Source organism: Clostridioides sp. GD02404, assembly GCF_045898275.1.
In the GTDB taxonomy this organism is placed as follows: Bacteria; Bacillota; Clostridia; order Peptostreptococcales; family Peptostreptococcaceae; genus Clostridioides; species Clostridioides difficile_A.
Window position 1 is genome coordinate 58186 of sequence record NZ_JBJOCA010000009.1, and the last position, 16692, is coordinate 74877.

Here is a 16692-nt window from a genome sequence, read left to right on the forward strand (position 1 = left end):
TCCTGATAGCTTATTTGTATTCTATGATTTTTACTCCTGTAAGTTCTACTATCTCTTTTAATTTTAACATATGATTATTACAAATTTCATCAAATTCATATATATAATCCTCAAGCCCTAATGCCTTATATTTATCAATTCCAAATTTATGATATGGAAGTAATTCCATCTTTCCCTCTGGAACATTTTGTTTTACAAATAATGCAGTATTTCTTATATTTTCTTCACTATCATTAACTCCACAAATAATTGGAACTCTTATAACCATAGATTTATTTAGCTTTGAAAGCTTACATATATTCTCCAATATAATTTTATTACTTACTCCTGTGTGTTCCTTGTGAACATTGTCATCCATCGATTTTATATCTACAAAAATATGGTCTATTTTCTCAAATACATCATTCACTTTATTCCAATCAAAGTATCCACAAGTTTCAATTGCTATGTTTATACCTTTATTATAAAATACATCCACTAATTCTCTTAAAAAATCAATTTGAAGTGTTGGCTCTCCTCCAGAAAAAGTTACTCCTCCATTAGACTCAAAGAAAAATATAAAATCTTTTTCAACTTCCTTTATAATTTCTTCAACTGTCATTTCTTCAGTCATTATACAGATAGCATCTTTAAGGCATACCTTGACACATTCTCCACATAAATTACACTTACTATTTATTTGAGCTCTATCAAATAGTGAGCTTATATTTTGAGGACAAACATCTATACATCTATTACAAGATATACATTTATCTTTCATGACGCCTAACTTGACTATATTACTCCAAGAATCTGGATTAGAACACCACTTACACTTTAATTTACATCCTTCTAAAAATATAGTGGTTCTTATACCATCTCCATCATTTACTGAAAAATGTTGCACTTTTACAACTCTGCCTTTTTTACTCATAATATACCTCGTAATTAAAATTTACTATGTGCATTTCTAGCTATTATAGCATCTTGCATTTCTCTTGATAAATTAACAAATTGAGTGCTATATCCAGCAACTCTCACTAGTAAATCTTTATATTCTTCTGGATTTTCTTGAGCCTTTAATAGAATATCGTTTGATATTGTATTAAATTGTACATGGAATCCTCCTAGAGCAAAGTATGATTTTACCATAGATGATAGATTTCTAAGTCCTCTTTCTGTTTCCACTAAATCTTGATTCAGTCTTAAGTTTAAAAGAGTTCCACCAGTATGAACATCATGATTTATTTTTGATGCAGATTTCATAGCTGCTAGAGGACTTGTTGTGTCAGTCCCAACGAATGGAGAAACACCTTCTGTCAAAGGTTTTGTTGCTTTTCTTCCACATGGAGTTGCACCTACAATTTTTCCAGTTGGCACATAGTTTGATATTCCCATAAATGCACTATTAAATTTTGAACCAAATATATCTTTATATTTTCTAGTTTCTGTATAATAAAAATCAGAAACTTCAATTGCTAATGAATCTACATAATCATTATCATTTCCATACTTAGGAACATCAAGTGCAAGTTTTCTTAAATCTTCATAACCTTCCCAATCATTGTTTAGTGCTTTTGTTAACTCTTCTAGTGTAGTAACTTTATCTTCAAATACTAATTTTTTTATGGCTGCTAGTGAGTTTGAAACCACTCCTAGCCCTATACCAGTTAATACAGGTCCTATATTATATTTTGCTCCACCTTTACTTAAATCAGTACCTTTATCTAAACATCCATCTACACAAGTAGACAAAAATGGTCTTGGTACCATTTCTTTATGAATTTGTTGTGCAACAGTAGTTCCTATAACAGAATTTTTGATAAGGTATGCTAATTGCTTTAAAAACTCATCTTTAAGTTCTTCAAAAGAAGTAAATTCTGTGATACTCTTTGCATCTAACCCCATTGTTTCTCCAGTCAATCTGCTTTTACCTTCATTCATGGCATATTCTAAAGCTGCTGCAAAGTTTATATTTACTGCTGAAGTCCATTGTCCTGTTTTTCTAAAATGAGGAACTACACAACCACAATTACTCCAGTCTCTTGCATCTTCTGCATCATATCCATCTTGTAATAACATTTGTGCCCCTGCACTATCACTGTGTATAGCAGGGAAACCAGTCCCTTGTTTTACTAGTTTTGCAACTGCCATAACGAAATCATCTGGTGCTCCTTGACTTATTCTAACACTTAAACCTGGCTGATGAGTTTTTACACTTTCTGTAGCCTTTAAACACATATATGAAATAGCATTTGTTCCATCAGTACCATTTCTCTTTTTGCCACCAACAGTAAGATTTTGGAATTGATTATATCCTGCAAAATAATTGGCTGTATTTGCTGATATAGTCCATACCCATTCTGACAACTTAATCCAAAGAGCTTCTATTAGTTCCTGAGCTTCTGATTCAGTTATCTTACCTTCTTTAGCATCATTTTCATAATATGGATACATATATTGGTCAAATCTACCTAAATTTAATGCTAGAGGATTTTCTGATAAAACACCACCTAATTGTACAAACCATACAAATTGTATTGCTTCATAAAAACTAGTTGGAGGATTTGCTGGTACATTCATACATATTTCTGCTATTTTTAAAAGTTCTGCTTTTCTTTTTTCATCTGTTTCAGATTCACTCATTTCTTTTGCAAGATTTGAATATCTATTTGCCAGTGTCATAATAGCCTCTGCTACTATAGAAACAGATTTGTAGAAATCTATTTTTTCAATATTTTCTGAAATTGATATATCTAATTCTGCTATTTTTTTATCTGCATCTTCTTTAATTCCTTTGTATCCTTTTACAAATAGTATATCTTGATAATCTGGTGTTACCTCACCAACTGCCTGTCTCCACTTAGAGTCATTGTCTATTATACCTGTATCTACCAATATCTTAGCTGTATCTTCTGGGATTCTTGCTAAAAAAACTTCTTCCAAAGATTTTCCCTTCCAATATGGGAATATTTCTTTTCTTATAAATTCTATTTGTTCTTTTGATATTACATATGGGTCTTGAGTTCTTTCGTCAAAAGTATCCATTTCTTTATCTACCCATTGCCAAGAAAATTCTGGTGTCAATATACCTGTTCTTCTAAACTTACCTGCTGTCCCAACAATTAATTCATTTTCAAATATTTTTATAGGAAGTCCTTTACATGTCTCTAAAAAAGCTTTAGCTCTTCTTATACATATAGCTTCTCCCTCAGTTTTTTTATGCGATTCTGTAAAAATTCTAGCCCTTTCACAACATATCATAGGCTTAGAATTAATGTATTCTTGTCTAAATTCTTCTATTCTATTAGTTTGACTCATTTAAAATCCCCCTTTAGATAAATATCTATTATCTTTTTGTATGTTATAACATACTTTAATTATATTATACTGTCCTTTTACATAAAATGGAAGCACAAATAATTTATATATAATCTATTTCTATCTTGTTATGAATTTTTATAGTAAACTAATATGCTAATGATTTGAAATATAAAATTTGTATAGTCCAACTAGTAACTTAATCGTCCCAACTGTCAGTATCTTGGTTTAATGGTATGTATATATTCAGCATAAACTTATCCTTATTATTTTCAAATAATAGTTCTCCATTATATTTTTGCAAAGACGATTTAATACTCTGAATTCCTATTCCATGCATAAATTTATCCATTTTATCTGTCAATAATATACTTCTATTTATAGTAATAGAATTTATCTTACTATTTTCACATTTAAGTACAAAAAATGACTTCGTTATAGTTCCTTTAATTTTGATATATTTATTACTATTTTCATCCATGATTTTATCACATGCTTCTATAGCATTATCTAAAATATTAGAAAAAATGCTTGAGACATCTATAGGCTTCATAAAATTTATTTTTGAAAAATTTATGCAACAATTAAATTTAATTCCCTTTTTTGCACATATTTCGCTCTTTTCGTTAATTATAATGTCTAGTATCATATTTCCTGTATTATAAATATATTTAAATGATTTAATTTCATCTTTTAAATTACTCACATATTCATCTATTTCTTCACTATTATTTTTGAGCTTCTCTACACAATAAATATGATTATTTATATCATGGTAAAGTTTCCTAACCTTCATATGGGATTCTTGAATGGCTAAATAATATGCATATTGCATCTCTAACTTATTTTTTATTAATTCATTTTGAGATTTTAATCTATTTTCTTTTATTATTTCTTTAAATACTAGTATAAGAAGTATACTACTAGCTCCTATTAACTTTGGATTCACAAAATTATCAAAATAGTATCCTTCCGAATATAATGACCCAAACCGTTCTAACTTCTTTAATATATAATTTGTGAATACATTAGTTGTATTAGATAATAAAGCAAATAATAAATATACATAATTTCTCTTATCCTGAGTAATTGATTTTATATACTTTCTAAAAAAATAAAATACCATGTATATAAGAATCATTATTAAGTTACTATATATATGAATTTTTATATAATCTAGTTGAGATGCTAATAAATATTCCTTAGACGATATGACATTACCTGTAATCACAAAAAATAGTACCCTATACACAACATCGTTTAAACATTCATAATATACACTAAATAAATAAAAGAAAACAGTATACTTAATAATACTTATCTTGTAAAAATAATTATAATATACTCCCCATACAACAAATGCTACAATAGGAAATAAATAGTTTATATTATTAGAATATTTTCCTTCATTCAATAATCTAGTTACTTGGAGCATAGTATAAATTAAGAACAACAGAATACAGAATATTATTTTTTCATTTTTTTTATGTTCTTCTTTGTAAGTTAATACATCTTTCATTATAGTAAATCTTATAAATATAGATAAAATTAATAATAGCTCAGTCATGAAATTCAACATATTGTATCACCAAGAAATCTCAAAAACTTCTCCTTAACCTCTTTATACCTATATCTACTAATAGGTACTTCCTCACCACTTTCCAATATTGCAATATTATACTTTATATTTTCAACATGGCTTAAATTTACTATAAAACTTTTATGGCATCTTATAAATCTAGATAGATTTAATTCTTTTTCTATTTTATTTAAGCTATATCTTATATAAAAATTCTTATTTATAGTGTGTATTAGCATCTCTTTTTTTTGAACTTCTATATATTTAATTTCATTTAAATAAATCTTATATGTGTTTGACTTATCTTTTATTATGATATAACTATCCTTGTTTGTTTCTATATCCTTAATACAAGTCAGCATATGTTTTTTTAATTCTTCAAATTCTATCGGCTTTAGCAAATATCTATAAGCTCTTACCTCATATCCTTCTTGTACATAGTCTATCAAGGAGGTTATAAATATTATTTCCATTTCACTACCCATTTTTCTAATCTTTCTTGCAGTATCCATTCCATTTAGTTTTTCCATCTTTATATCAAGAAATAGTATATCTATGTCTTTTAAGTTGTTTTCAAGTAACTCTTCTCCAGATAAATATTTTTTTATTTCGTATTCTATACTTATATTTTTTAATATATTCTCAATATAGTCTACTATTAAAAGTTGAGTTTCTTTTTCATCTTCACAAACTGCTATATTAATCATAAAATTCCTCCTTGCACGATTTTTAATTAATACAGTTAAAATATTTGAATTAATTTACTCAGATGTGATTTTACACATCTGATACTTTAGAATAACATTTTCAAATTATTTATATCAATACTCAATTTTATGCAATTGTTATTTTGATATATCAATTTCACAATAAAAATCAACAGTATTAAAAAACAGTATTCATGAACAAAAGAAAGTACCTTAAAAGTTTTTTTAAAATCATTTCAAGGTACCCTCTTCTATTTATTTAAACTTTTTAAGCCTTAGATAATACATTAGTCTCTTATATAACTGTACTATATATAAAACTAATAACATAATCTGTAGTACAATAGCAGTTATTGATACGCCATAACCACTAGATAGATTACTTACTTCAACATACAATAAATATATAAAGATTACCACTAACAAAAAGAATATAAATACGTTCATAAACAAAATTGATTTTACTTTATTTAGTTTATCAAAATCGCTATATAATTTAGGAGGTGCATCTTCATATTCTTTAGACCATACATACCATGAAGATGTCCCCATAAAACTTCCAATACTCCTAAAAACAAGATTCCAACCTTTTGATTTATGTTCATTAAAATAATTATTTTCTGCATCATAGTAGTAATCAACAGTGTATTTTATTTTTCTTGGACTTCCTTTATAAAAGTAAAATATTCCACCAAGTTTATTTATCTTATATAAATTATATCCTTTAATCTCCATATCCTCTAACCATTTTTCTATCTTATCAGGTGAGCTATACCAGTCAAATTTAAACCTTATTTTCTTTTTCATAATACTCACTCTCCAAAATGATATTTTTAAATATCTTAAAAAATCTATTTAAATAATTATATCATTTTGATATTAATTTTAGGTTACAATCAGACATCTAAAAGCTTATTTAAATAACAGTAAGCTAATAGCCATAACACCCATCCCTGCAATTAGACCATAAATGGATAAATGATGCTCACCATACTCTCTAGCTGATGGCAATAGTTCATCAAGTGATATAAATACCATGATTCCCCCTACAATTGCAAATACAATTCCAAGAGTTATATCATTTAAGAAATTTCTAAGAAGTGCATATCCAATAATTGCTCCTAATGGTTCAGACATACCAGATAAAAAAGAATAATAAAAAGCTTTCTTCTTATCTCCTGTAGCATAATAAACTGGTACAGATACGGATATACCTTCTGGTATATTGTGTATAGCAATTGCAATAGCTATTGGTATAGCTATCGTAACATCGTCAAGAGCTGATATAAATGTCGCTAAACCTTCTGGAAAATTATGAATTGCTATAGCCATTGCTGTAAATATACCTGTTCTCAAAAGAGATTTATTTCTTTTGATATTTTGTTCCTCTATATTTTCCATTTTCTTTATCTCATGTGGATTTTCTTCTTGAGGTATTAACTTATCAATAATTGCAATGATAGCCATCCCTGCAAAAAAAGCTATTACAGTTGACCAGCTTCCCATTTTCTCTCCCATAGACTTTGTCAAAGCATCTTGTGCTTTAGGAAAAATTTCTATCATAGACACATAAATCATAACACCAGCAGAAAATCCTAAACTTATAGAAAGAAACTTCGTGTTAGTTTTTTTAGCAAAAAAGGCTATACAACTACCTATACCTGTAGACAAACCTGCCAATAATGTTATCAAAAATGCAAACACTACATTATTCAAATAAATCACCTTCTTTTTATTTGATATTGATTATCATTTTCTTTTATCCTATCATATATATTTTATATAGTCAATCCTTATAAAAATTATAGACAATAAAAAAGCAGAGATATAAACTTAGTCTCTGCTTTTTCCTTATAGTATATTAAATTTATTTATTTAAGAAGTCCACTGCATATTGAACATATAAAGCAGTTCCAATCTCTAACGCATCCTCATCTATATTAAAACAACCATGATGGTGAGGGTAACAAGCACCTTTTGACTCATTTCTAGCTCCTACAAAGGCTAGCGCACCAGGTGCAATATTCATAAATTCAGCCAAATCTTCTGCTCCTGTTACTTTTTCAAACATTGTTATACATTCTTCTCCAAATAGCTTAATTGCTGCATCAGTTGCTATCTTTGAGCATTCTTTGTCATTTATAACTGCTGGAGTTAGATATCCATATTCTAATTCAGCTTCTGCTCTATATGCTCCTGCTGTAGATTTTGCTATACGTTCTAGAATTGAAGGAATTTGTTTTCTAAGTTCTGGATTAAATAGTCTTATTGTACCTTCTAAGATAGCTTCACTTGCTATTACATTAAATCTGGTTCCAGAATTTAAAACTCCAACACTTACAACTAATGGCTCTAAAGGACTTACTTCTCTACTAACCATAGATTGTAAATTCATAACTATTGCTGAACTTGCAAGTACTGCATCAACACCTTGATGAGGAAGTGAGCCATGACCACCCTTACCTTTTACAGTGATTTTAAAGAAGTCAGCAGAAGCCATTCTTGGTCCTTCTTCTACTGATATAGTTCCAGATTCCACATCAGTCCAAAGATGTATCCCAAATACGCTATCTACACCTTCCATTGCACCATCTTTAATCATAGCTCTTGCACCTTTACCAACTTCTTCTCCTGGTTGAAAAAATAATTTTACAGTTCCATTAATACTATCTTTAATATCATTTAGTACTTTCGCTGCTCCTAAAAGCATTGATGTATGACCATCATGACCACAAGCATGCATAAGCCCTTCATTTTTCGATTTATATTCTACATCAGTACATTCAACAACTTGTAGAGCATCCATATCACCTCTAAGTGCTACAGTCTTTCCTGGCTTAGCTCCTTTTATAGTTGCAATTACACCTGTGCCTCCAGCTGATACATATGGCACTCCAATTTTATCAAGTTCTTCTTTGATTCTCTTTGATGTTCTAACTTCTTCCATACTCTTCTCAGGATTTTCATGAAATTCCCTTCTAAGCTTAATCACATAGTCTTTATAACTCTTTGTTATTTCTTTAATATCCATTCCAGACCTCCAGGTAGTACATATTCTTCTTTAAAATATTTTTTATCATTATCAGTTAAATATTAGATTAGATTTACAAATATACCTGCTATTACTACAGAAGCTATTGTAACTGTAGTGAATCCTCCAACAAGCATCTTTGGAAGCATCTTATCCATTAAAAATTCTTTTTCTTCTGGTGTTTCAGCTAAAGCTTTTACTGCTTCTTCAGTTAATATATAGTTAGGTGGGAAACCATAAAGTGCTGTAAGTGAAACTGAAAAAGCCATTTCTTTACTTTCGCCTAAAAGCTTACCTGCTATAATAGAGAATATCCCCATACCTATTACACCAAATATTATAATTCCTACAAGAGGAACTGCCATTTCAGCAAGCATTGCTGGTGTAGCCTTTGCTAAACCTGCAAATATAAAAGCCATCAATGATGTCATTAACCATCCAAATGAACCAGATTTGTTAAGAGGTTTTCTATCAACTATTCCAAGTTCTGATGCTATTACACCAAATATTAAACATATAACATATCTAGATACAACTTCATGTGTAAGATTTGTAAATTGTACTGCTAACCATGCTACCAATCCTAATCTAAGTATTATCATATATGTTGTATCATACTTTTCAGGTAAATCTGGAATTATCTTAAATCTACTTTTTTGTTCAGGTACATTCTCAGTTTTTTCTTCAACTTTACTTGCAGTTACTTTTCCACTTCTAAAATCTGATAAAAGTCTTTTTCCTTCTTTTTTAAGCATCAATGCTGTAATCGGATAACCTGCAAATCCTTGTGCAACATACATTAAAATTGCAAGTACTGCCAAACTTGCAAGACCTTTTGCTGTAGCAGCATCTGCCATCATTATAGATGCAACTAGTCCTCCAGTAAGAGGAGGTGTAGCTATTACTGCTGTATCCCATCCAAATACTACTGTACCTAATGCTAAAGCGCCTACACATATGCCTACTATTCCTGCTAAAGCTATTACGATTGTTTTCCATTGACCTGCTAATTCCTTAATACTCATCATAGTTCCCATATGTGTTATTAATAAAAGCATTCCCAATTGGGCTAATGGTGTTCCTAAAGCAGCTAAATCTACTATATTTTCTGGGAAAAAAGTCCAAAATCCTACTATAAATATAATTGCTGATACAAAAACTGATGGAACAAAAGCTTTAGTTTTTGCTGAAACTACATCTCCTATCGTCAGTGACACTAAAACCAGACAAAAAGCTGTTATTGCCTCCATACAAAATCCCCCCTCATAATAAATATATTTGTATACAATGTATGTATAGTTATCCATTATTTTACTACTTTTGAAAAACATTTCAAGTCAAAATCCGATTTTTTTCATAAAATTCTATAAATTCTATAAATTAAAGTTAGCTTTCTAAATTATTCTTTTTAGAAAAACGTTATCCTAATTAATGGCTATTTATCACTATTCTTATAAATAGAATTAATTGTAATTTGCAAAAAATAAAACATAGAATACATTTTTTCATAAAACAACTCATTAATATAAGATGAATTTGATTTATGAACCTTAATATATTCTATGTTTATAAATTTAGTGTATATGTTAGTTATGGTATAAAATTTATACACTAGTTATTGTGTAATCTACTATATACTCCATTTTTGTTTACTAACTCTTCATGAGTACCTCTTTCTTCAATTCCTTTATCTGTCAATACTATGATTTCATCAGCATTTTTTATAGTAGTTAATCTATGTGCGACAACTAAATTTGTTCTATCTTTGCTTAATTCTTCTAAAGACTCTTGAATTTCCCTTTCTGTCACATTGTCTAACGCAGATGTAGCCTCATCCAATATTATTATTGGAGGATTCTTTAAAAAGATTCTCGAGATTGATATTCTTTGTTTTTGTCCACCTGATAATTTTACTCCTCTTTCACCTATATAAGTATCATATCCGTCTGGTAAAGTCTCTACAAAGTCATGTATTCTCGCCTTTTTGGCTGCTGCTATCATTTCTTCATCTGTAGCATTAGGATTCCCGCAAAGAATATTATCTCTTATAGTTCCTGTAAATAAAAATACATCTTGTTGAACTATGCCTATATTTTTTCTCAATGATTTTAAACTAACATCTTTTATACTCTTTCCATCAATTTTTATATCACCCTCATCAAATTCATAAAACCTTGGTAATAGATTGCATAATGTAGTCTTTCCTCCTCCAGAAGGTCCAACTAATGCTATCGTCTTGCCAGCTTTTATAGATAAACTCAAATTATTTAATACTTGAGTCTTATCTTCGTATGTGAAAGATATATTTTCTATCTCAATATTACCTTTTACATTTTCAAGCTCAACAGGATTTTTAGCTTCTTTTTGATGGTCTTGTTCCATTATTTCTATGAATCGTTTAAAACCTGTCATACCATTTTGATATTGCTCTGTAAAGTTTATCAATTTTTTCATAGGCTGTATAAACATTTTTACATATAGTATATAAGCAGCAAAATCACCCAATGTAATTTTTCCAAGATAAGTAAAGTAACCACCAGCTATGACAACTACCCACTCTAAAATATCCATGTATAAGTTCATCCCAGAATAATATTCTGCCATTACTTTATAAGAATCTTGTCTTGCTCTTCTAAATAACTTATTACTTCTTACAAACTTATTTAATTCTTCTTTTTCAGTACAAAAAGACTTAGTTACTTTCATACCTGCTATACTATTTTCTAAGGTAGCATTCACATCACCTATAGTAACTCTACTCTTCATAAAAGCAACATTCATCTTATCTTTTTTAGCTATTGCAAACCAAATTATAAATGGTAATATAGCAAATATTATGAGAGTAAGAGGAATATTTATATCTATAAGTATAAAGAATGAACCCACTAACATTACTATAGAAATGAATAAATCTTCAGGCCCATGATGTGCAAGTTCTGTTATATCCATTAGGTCATTTACTATTCTAGACATAGTTACCCCAGATTTGTTATTATCAAAATACGTATTTGGAAGTCTCTGCAAATGTGTAAATACTTCATTTCTCATATCAGCTTGCATATCTACACCTATAACATGCCCCCAATACTGCATAAAATAGTTAAGCCCTGCTTTTGCTATAAATATAAGTATAAGTACTACTGCAAAAACTACTAACATTCTTAAATTTTTATTTGGAACAATATCATCCATTATATTTCTAGTTATCATAGGATAAACTAAATCACATAAGGAAAATAAAAAAGCTGCTATAAGGTCTAGTGTGAAAATTTTCTTATACGGCTTATAATATTTTATAAATTGTTTTATCATAAGTATTAAATCCCTCCTCCATTGATACTTCTAAAAAATACCCATAAATTAGTATAACATAACAACAATTTTAAATCTTTTATAAATTTACAATATAAATCAATATTTTTCATAAAATTGAATACTTATATTATTAACTCTACCTTTAAAACAATATAAAAGAGCTATATCTCTATAAATAAATTCTTACAAAGACACAACTCTATATTTAATACTAAATATTTTTTTATAAATACAAAACTATTTCAGAGCATCCAATATTTTCTTATCTAAGGCAGCTGTATTTATACCTGTTATGTACGCTGTTGCTTTTATCGCAGGTATATCATAAGTTGTTGGCAATATAGTAGTAGATACTATTAAGTCAGCTCCTTCTTGTTTTGTTGCACATTCAGCAATTTTACATTGTATAACTTCTGCTTGTATGTTATTTTCTTTAATTAATCTTTCTACCCTATCACAAACTACTGTTGATGTCGCAATTCCTGCCCCACATGCTACTAATATCTTTTTCATATTTTTCCTCCTAAGATTTCTCTGATATTTTATAATTCAAAATACGATTGATAAATTTCTCATATCTTTATTTATATAAATAATTATACCATTTTATATCAAAAGAGTATCTTAAAATTATTCTTTTAATATGTTTTTTATTTCAGTATCATTTATACTTAAAATCTCATTTTTCATACAATACTCTATGTAATTTGATATATTTTTATAGTCATTTAAATCAAATTGTTTAATATTTAAATCATATTCTATATCACTAACAATTCCTATTAAATCAGACCTATTTGATAAAATATCCTTATATTTATTCTCTCTAGTTATCTCCAATCTTCTAAACCTATAATTTTTATATCCTTCTATAATAATTAAGTCCATGTCTCTATACAACTGAATCATTTCATATAATGGATTATTATCTTTTAGTTCTTCAATATATGCCACTCGTTTATCTGATATTATACATACCTTTTTAGCACCAGATTTTCTATGTTTGTAAGTATCTTTACCCTCTTCATCAATATCAAAATCATGACATGTATGCTTAATAACCCCAACATTATACCCTTCTTTATTTAATTCTTTTATTATACCTTCAATTAATGTAGTTTTTCCTACTCCAGAATAGGATACAACTGACAATATATTATACATAAAATTTACTTCCTTTCATAAAACTATCTAATAACAACATCTACTAACTGATTTTCTTTTATAGTTTCTTCCTTTTTTATTTTTATCATACAATTACTTCTCAATGTTGCTGACAATCTAGCTTTAGCATCCTTCTTATCATTTAACCTTACATATAATTTACCTTCACTTGTATATAATTTACCACTTACAAATCTATCCTTATTTGAAAGTTTATTAAATTCCCCCTTAAATATAGCTTTTATATAATGCTCCCTTTTCTTATATGTCAAATACTCAATCACAGGAACTACTACATTATCAAATACCACAATTGCTGCATGTGGATTTCCAGAAAGACCAAATAGTAGTTTTTCTCCCAATGTAGCTACATAACAAGCTCCTCCAGGTTTAATGTTTATTTTCCAAAATAACTCTTTTGCACCTATTTTTCTAAATACATCTGGAATTAAATCCTTATCTCCAACAGACACACCACCTGTTGTAATTAAAAAATCTACCTTTTTCAACATGCTCTTTACTATTTTTTCTAACTCTAATATATCATCAGAACAATTACATATTGTATCTGCCTGTATACCAAGCTTTATAAGTTTCGAATATAATGTATATCTATTACTATCGTATATCTTACCATCCTCTAAAGGCTCGTTTATATCTTGTAATTCTGTTCCTGTATTCAAGATTCCGACTTTTAAATCATCATACACTGTTACTGTAGATATTCCAAGACTTGCTAGCACTCCTAAGCCATCATACCCTATATTCTGATTTTTATTAATAATCAATTGCCCCTTTTTTATATCCTCACCCTTGAATATGTAATTATCATATTCCTTTAACTTTACATTTAAAATTATCATATCATCTACAACAGTTACATCTTCTTTTTTTACTACACAGTTTGCACCCCTTGGTATTTTACCACCAGTCATTATCTTCACTGCTTCATTTTTATTTAATACACTTTCAAATACTTCTCCTGCATATAAAGTCCCTATAACCTTTAAGTTTCTATTTTCAGAATTTGCATTATATGCATAACCATCGTATGGTGACCTATCAAATGGAGGGCTATCAATTGTTGAATATATATCTTCTGCAACTACCTTATTTACTGCATCTATAAGATTTACTCTCTTCACCCTACTTATTGGTACAACATTTTCTTCAATAATTTTTATGGCATCTGCTAATTCTATCATTTTAAATACTCCCCAATATATTTTTTATTTAAAACATTTCAATGTAGTATGTTATAGATTGAAAAATTTAGAAATAATTTTATCTTATATTTAATTATAACCAATTGTTATCTGTAAGTGCAGTTCAAATTTAATAAAGCTTATAAAATAATTTCTAACTAATATTCAATAAATTTTATAAATCTTATAAAAAAACTGTTTCCAGCTAGAAATTTACTTCTATCTTGAAACAGCCTTGTATGCTTTAGAATCCATTATTCTATTAAAGCTCCTTTTATTATTTTTACAATTTTATCACCTTCAATAGTTTTTATAGATTTTATTTTGTTATCCACAATACTTATTGTAAGCACTTCATTTTTTAATAATTTATTGTCTTCTTTTAATCTATAACTTTTAACCACTTTGTTACCTTCATGATTATATGCTGTTAGCTCATAATTTGCTTCTCCAACAACTTCATTTATTCTAGACTCATCAACTCCAATATACTCTCCTAAGTCAATCTTTCTAAAATTTTCTAGTGACACAGCTGATTTTTCATGGTCGCTTTTTTCAATCATAATACTGGCATTAGCATCAATATCAATAGTACTTTGTGATGAAAACGAGTTTGTTTCAACATTGACAACTTTATTTTTATTAATATCAATGTATAAAGCACTTCCATCTAATTCATTATTTCCAGTATATTTAGGGTAAACTAATGTCATATAACTTGATGTATTTATATCTTGCATTGTATCTGATTCTTTTAAATCTTTAGGTTTTATATAATAAATTGTGTTATAAGGTATTCCCATATTTTTTATAACAAACTTATAATCCTTACTCATAATTTCATTAACATCATTTTGAACTTTTGTCATAGTTTTTTGTTGTGTTGCTTTATTTGCTACTTGGTTTTTCTCTTTAGTGGTTTCTTTATGACATCCAACAAGTACAATACCTAAAATAGTTACACAAACTAATGACTTTTTTAACTTCATAAATCAATCCTCCTTTCTTAAATTTTATAATATTTATCTATATCTCGATGTACGATTATCTCTTTTTTCAATAATTATATTTATTGTATTATAAAATAATTATATAATATTTATTTGAATTTAATAAGATTAAGAAGCTCTTTGTAATTTTTCTGTAATAAAATATATTTTAAAGTTGAATTTTGAAAATTCAATTTACGATATTTTAAAGGTAAATATCCTTATAACATTATACCAAATTATTCCTAAACAATCAAAAACTCCATGAATATTTTAAGGTTTTCTATTTTAAAAATCACCTTTGACTATTAATTTATCAAATATGTTATAATAGTTTTAGATAATTTAAGGAGGATTAAATAATGGATTTTAAACAACTTGAAGTATTTGTTGCTGTTGCAAAACATCAAAGTTTTTCAAAAGCTGCAAGAGAACTTTTTTTAACTCAACCTACTGTAAGTGCACATATACAAAATTTAGAGAGAGAGTTAGAAACTGTACTTATAAATAGAAGTAACAAAGTGATTACACTCACAAAATCTGGTGAAATTCTTTATGAACATGCTATATATATATTAAACAACTGTAAACGTGCAATTTATGATATAAAAGAATATTCAGGAAAAATAGAAGGTATTATAGATATTGCATGTAGTTCTATACCTGAAACCTATATTTTACCTGATTTTATGAAGAGTTTTTCCATGAGTTACCCAGACGTAAAATTTTCCATAAGCCATTATGATTCTCAATATGCTATATCAGAAATTTTAAATGAAAGAATAAGCTTTGGATTGGTTGGTTCTAAAGTTAACAATCCTCAAATAGAATACCTAGACTTATTAGATGATGAGCTTGTTCTTATCACTCCTTCAGATTTTAAAATTGACAATAAAGATAATAAAATTGATATAGAAGAATTGGCTTACTTAAATTTTATTATGAGAAAGGAAGGCTCTGGTACTAGAAATTTAATACTAAACACACTTAGCAAAAATAACTTTCCTGTAAATAAATTAAATATAATAGCACATGTGGAATCAAATGAAGCTATTAAAGAAATGGTTAGACTGGGTCTTGGTGTCTCTTTTATATCTTATATATCAGCTATTGATTATCTAAATGCAGGTAAAATTAAATGTTATAAAATAAAAAATGTTGATTTTACTAGAAAATTTTTCTTTATTTATTCTAAGAAGAAAACTTTTTCTCCATTGGAAGATAAATTCTTAAACAGATTATGTGAGTACTTTGAAATCATAATATAATAATTATAATATAAGATACTTAATTCTATACTATATAACTAATGAATAAAATAATTGTAATTGTCACATGAATAGTCATAAATTACTATATAAAAATTTTCTTTCTAGTTAATTTAGTAAAAAAAAGCCCTCGT

General features: G+C 27.9%; 14 protein-coding genes. 1 reads left to right on the top strand and 13 read right to left on the bottom strand.

Annotated features, from left to right (window positions below; all coding sequences use genetic code 11):
• Window positions 1-10 precede the first annotated feature (10 nt).
• The 13 genes from Q3287_RS07470 to Q3287_RS07530 all read right to left on the bottom strand — a co-directional run bounded on the left by Q3287_RS07470 (window position 11) and on the right by Q3287_RS07530 (window position 15290).
• Window positions 11-913: a glycyl-radical enzyme activating protein gene (locus tag Q3287_RS07470; RefSeq protein ID WP_054276215.1), complete on the bottom strand. Its 903-nt coding sequence runs from the start codon at window positions 911-913 to the stop codon at window positions 11-13.
• Window positions 914-927: 14 nt separating this feature from the next.
• Window positions 928-3300, bottom strand: coding sequence for a formate C-acetyltransferase/glycerol dehydratase family glycyl radical enzyme (locus Q3287_RS07475; RefSeq protein WP_054269639.1), 2373 nt, complete (start codon window positions 3298-3300; stop codon window positions 928-930).
• Between the two features lie 199 nt (window positions 3301-3499).
• A complete protein-coding gene (locus Q3287_RS07480; RefSeq protein ID WP_407963793.1) occupies window positions 3500-4879 on the bottom strand; it encodes a GHKL domain-containing protein in 1380 nt (459 codons plus the stop codon).
• On the bottom strand, window positions 4873-5586 hold the full coding sequence (locus Q3287_RS07485; protein ID WP_223152867.1) for a LytTR family DNA-binding domain-containing protein: 714 nt from the start codon (window positions 5584-5586) through the stop codon (window positions 4873-4875). The genes Q3287_RS07480 and Q3287_RS07485 overlap by 7 nt, the downstream gene beginning before the upstream one ends.
• Before the next feature lie 255 nt (window positions 5587-5841).
• Window positions 5842-6393, bottom strand: coding sequence for a DUF2812 domain-containing protein (locus tag Q3287_RS07490; protein WP_407963794.1), 552 nt, complete (start codon window positions 6391-6393; stop codon window positions 5842-5844).
• Between the two features lie 105 nt (window positions 6394-6498).
• Window positions 6499-7302 (bottom strand): zinc transporter ZupT, encoded by an 804-nt coding sequence (zupT, locus tag Q3287_RS07495; RefSeq protein ID WP_054276210.1) that lies wholly within the window; start codon window positions 7300-7302, stop codon window positions 6499-6501.
• Window positions 7303-7453: 151 nt separating this feature from the next.
• A complete protein-coding gene (locus Q3287_RS07500) occupies window positions 7454-8617 on the bottom strand; it encodes a M20 family metallopeptidase (protein ID WP_054269634.1) in 1164 nt (387 codons plus the stop codon).
• 62 nt (window positions 8618-8679) lie between these two features.
• A complete protein-coding gene (locus Q3287_RS07505) occupies window positions 8680-9867 on the bottom strand; it encodes a hypothetical protein (RefSeq protein WP_054269633.1) in 1188 nt (395 codons plus the stop codon).
• Between the two features lie 361 nt (window positions 9868-10228).
• Window positions 10229-11929 carry an ABC transporter ATP-binding protein gene (locus Q3287_RS07510; protein WP_054269632.1) on the bottom strand — a complete coding sequence of 567 codons (1701 nt, stop codon included), beginning with the start codon at window positions 11927-11929 and terminating at the stop codon, window positions 10229-10231.
• A gap of 240 nt (window positions 11930-12169) precedes the next feature.
• On the bottom strand, window positions 12170-12445 hold the full coding sequence (locus Q3287_RS07515; protein WP_021383888.1) for a PTS sugar transporter subunit IIB: 276 nt from the start codon (window positions 12443-12445) through the stop codon (window positions 12170-12172).
• Between the two features lie 117 nt (window positions 12446-12562).
• Window positions 12563-13096, bottom strand: coding sequence for a molybdopterin-guanine dinucleotide biosynthesis protein B (mobB, locus tag Q3287_RS07520; protein ID WP_407963795.1), 534 nt, complete (start codon window positions 13094-13096; stop codon window positions 12563-12565).
• 23 nt (window positions 13097-13119) lie between these two features.
• The gene (locus tag Q3287_RS07525; RefSeq protein ID WP_407963796.1) at window positions 13120-14301 is read right to left on the bottom strand and encodes a molybdopterin molybdotransferase MoeA; all 1182 of its coding nucleotides are present in this window, start codon (window positions 14299-14301) and stop codon (window positions 13120-13122) included.
• A gap of 254 nt (window positions 14302-14555) precedes the next feature.
• The gene (locus Q3287_RS07530) at window positions 14556-15290 is read right to left on the bottom strand and encodes a hypothetical protein (RefSeq protein WP_407963797.1); all 735 of its coding nucleotides are present in this window, start codon (window positions 15288-15290) and stop codon (window positions 14556-14558) included.
• A 362-nt stretch (window positions 15291-15652) separates the two neighbouring features.
• Between Q3287_RS07530 and Q3287_RS07535 the strand changes: the two genes are divergently transcribed.
• On the top strand, window positions 15653-16558 hold the full coding sequence (locus tag Q3287_RS07535) for a selenium metabolism-associated LysR family transcriptional regulator (protein WP_054269628.1): 906 nt from the start codon (window positions 15653-15655) through the stop codon (window positions 16556-16558).
• The last annotated feature ends 134 nt before the right edge of the window (window positions 16559-16692 follow it).

Bases quoted from the DNA above. Each gene is read 5' to 3' on its own strand.
- Q3287_RS07500 (WP_054269634.1), bottom strand. From the start codon at position 8,617: ATGGATATTAAAGAAATAACAAAGAGTTATAAAGACTATGTGATTAAG.
- Q3287_RS07525 (WP_407963796.1), bottom strand. From the start codon at position 14,301: ATGATAGAATTAGCAGATGCCATAAAAATTATTGAAGAAAATGTTGTA.
- Q3287_RS07535 (WP_054269628.1), top strand. From the start codon at position 15,653: ATGGATTTTAAACAACTTGAAGTATTTGTTGCTGTTGCAAAACATCAA.
- Q3287_RS07485 (WP_223152867.1), bottom strand. From the start codon at position 5,586: ATGATTAATATAGCAGTTTGTGAAGATGAAAAAGAAACTCAACTTTTA.
- Q3287_RS07515 (WP_021383888.1), bottom strand. From the start codon at position 12,445: ATGAAAAAGATATTAGTAGCATGTGGGGCAGGAATTGCGACATCAACA.
- Q3287_RS07505 (WP_054269633.1), bottom strand. From the start codon at position 9,867: ATGGAGGCAATAACAGCTTTTTGTCTGGTTTTAGTGTCACTGACGATA.
- Q3287_RS07480 (WP_407963793.1), bottom strand. From the start codon at position 4,879: ATGTTGAATTTCATGACTGAGCTATTATTAATTTTATCTATATTTATA.
- Q3287_RS07490 (WP_407963794.1), bottom strand. From the start codon at position 6,393: ATGAAAAAGAAAATAAGGTTTAAATTTGACTGGTATAGCTCACCTGAT.
- Q3287_RS07510 (WP_054269632.1), bottom strand. From the start codon at position 11,929: ATGATAAAACAATTTATAAAATATTATAAGCCGTATAAGAAAATTTTC.
- mobB (WP_407963795.1), bottom strand. From the start codon at position 13,096: ATGTATAATATATTGTCAGTTGTATCCTATTCTGGAGTAGGAAAAACT.
- Q3287_RS07530 (WP_407963797.1), bottom strand. From the start codon at position 15,290: ATGAAGTTAAAAAAGTCATTAGTTTGTGTAACTATTTTAGGTATTGTA.
- Q3287_RS07475 (WP_054269639.1), bottom strand. From the start codon at position 3,300: ATGAGTCAAACTAATAGAATAGAAGAATTTAGACAAGAATACATTAAT.
- Q3287_RS07470 (WP_054276215.1), bottom strand. From the start codon at position 913: ATGAGTAAAAAAGGCAGAGTTGTAAAAGTGCAACATTTTTCAGTAAAT.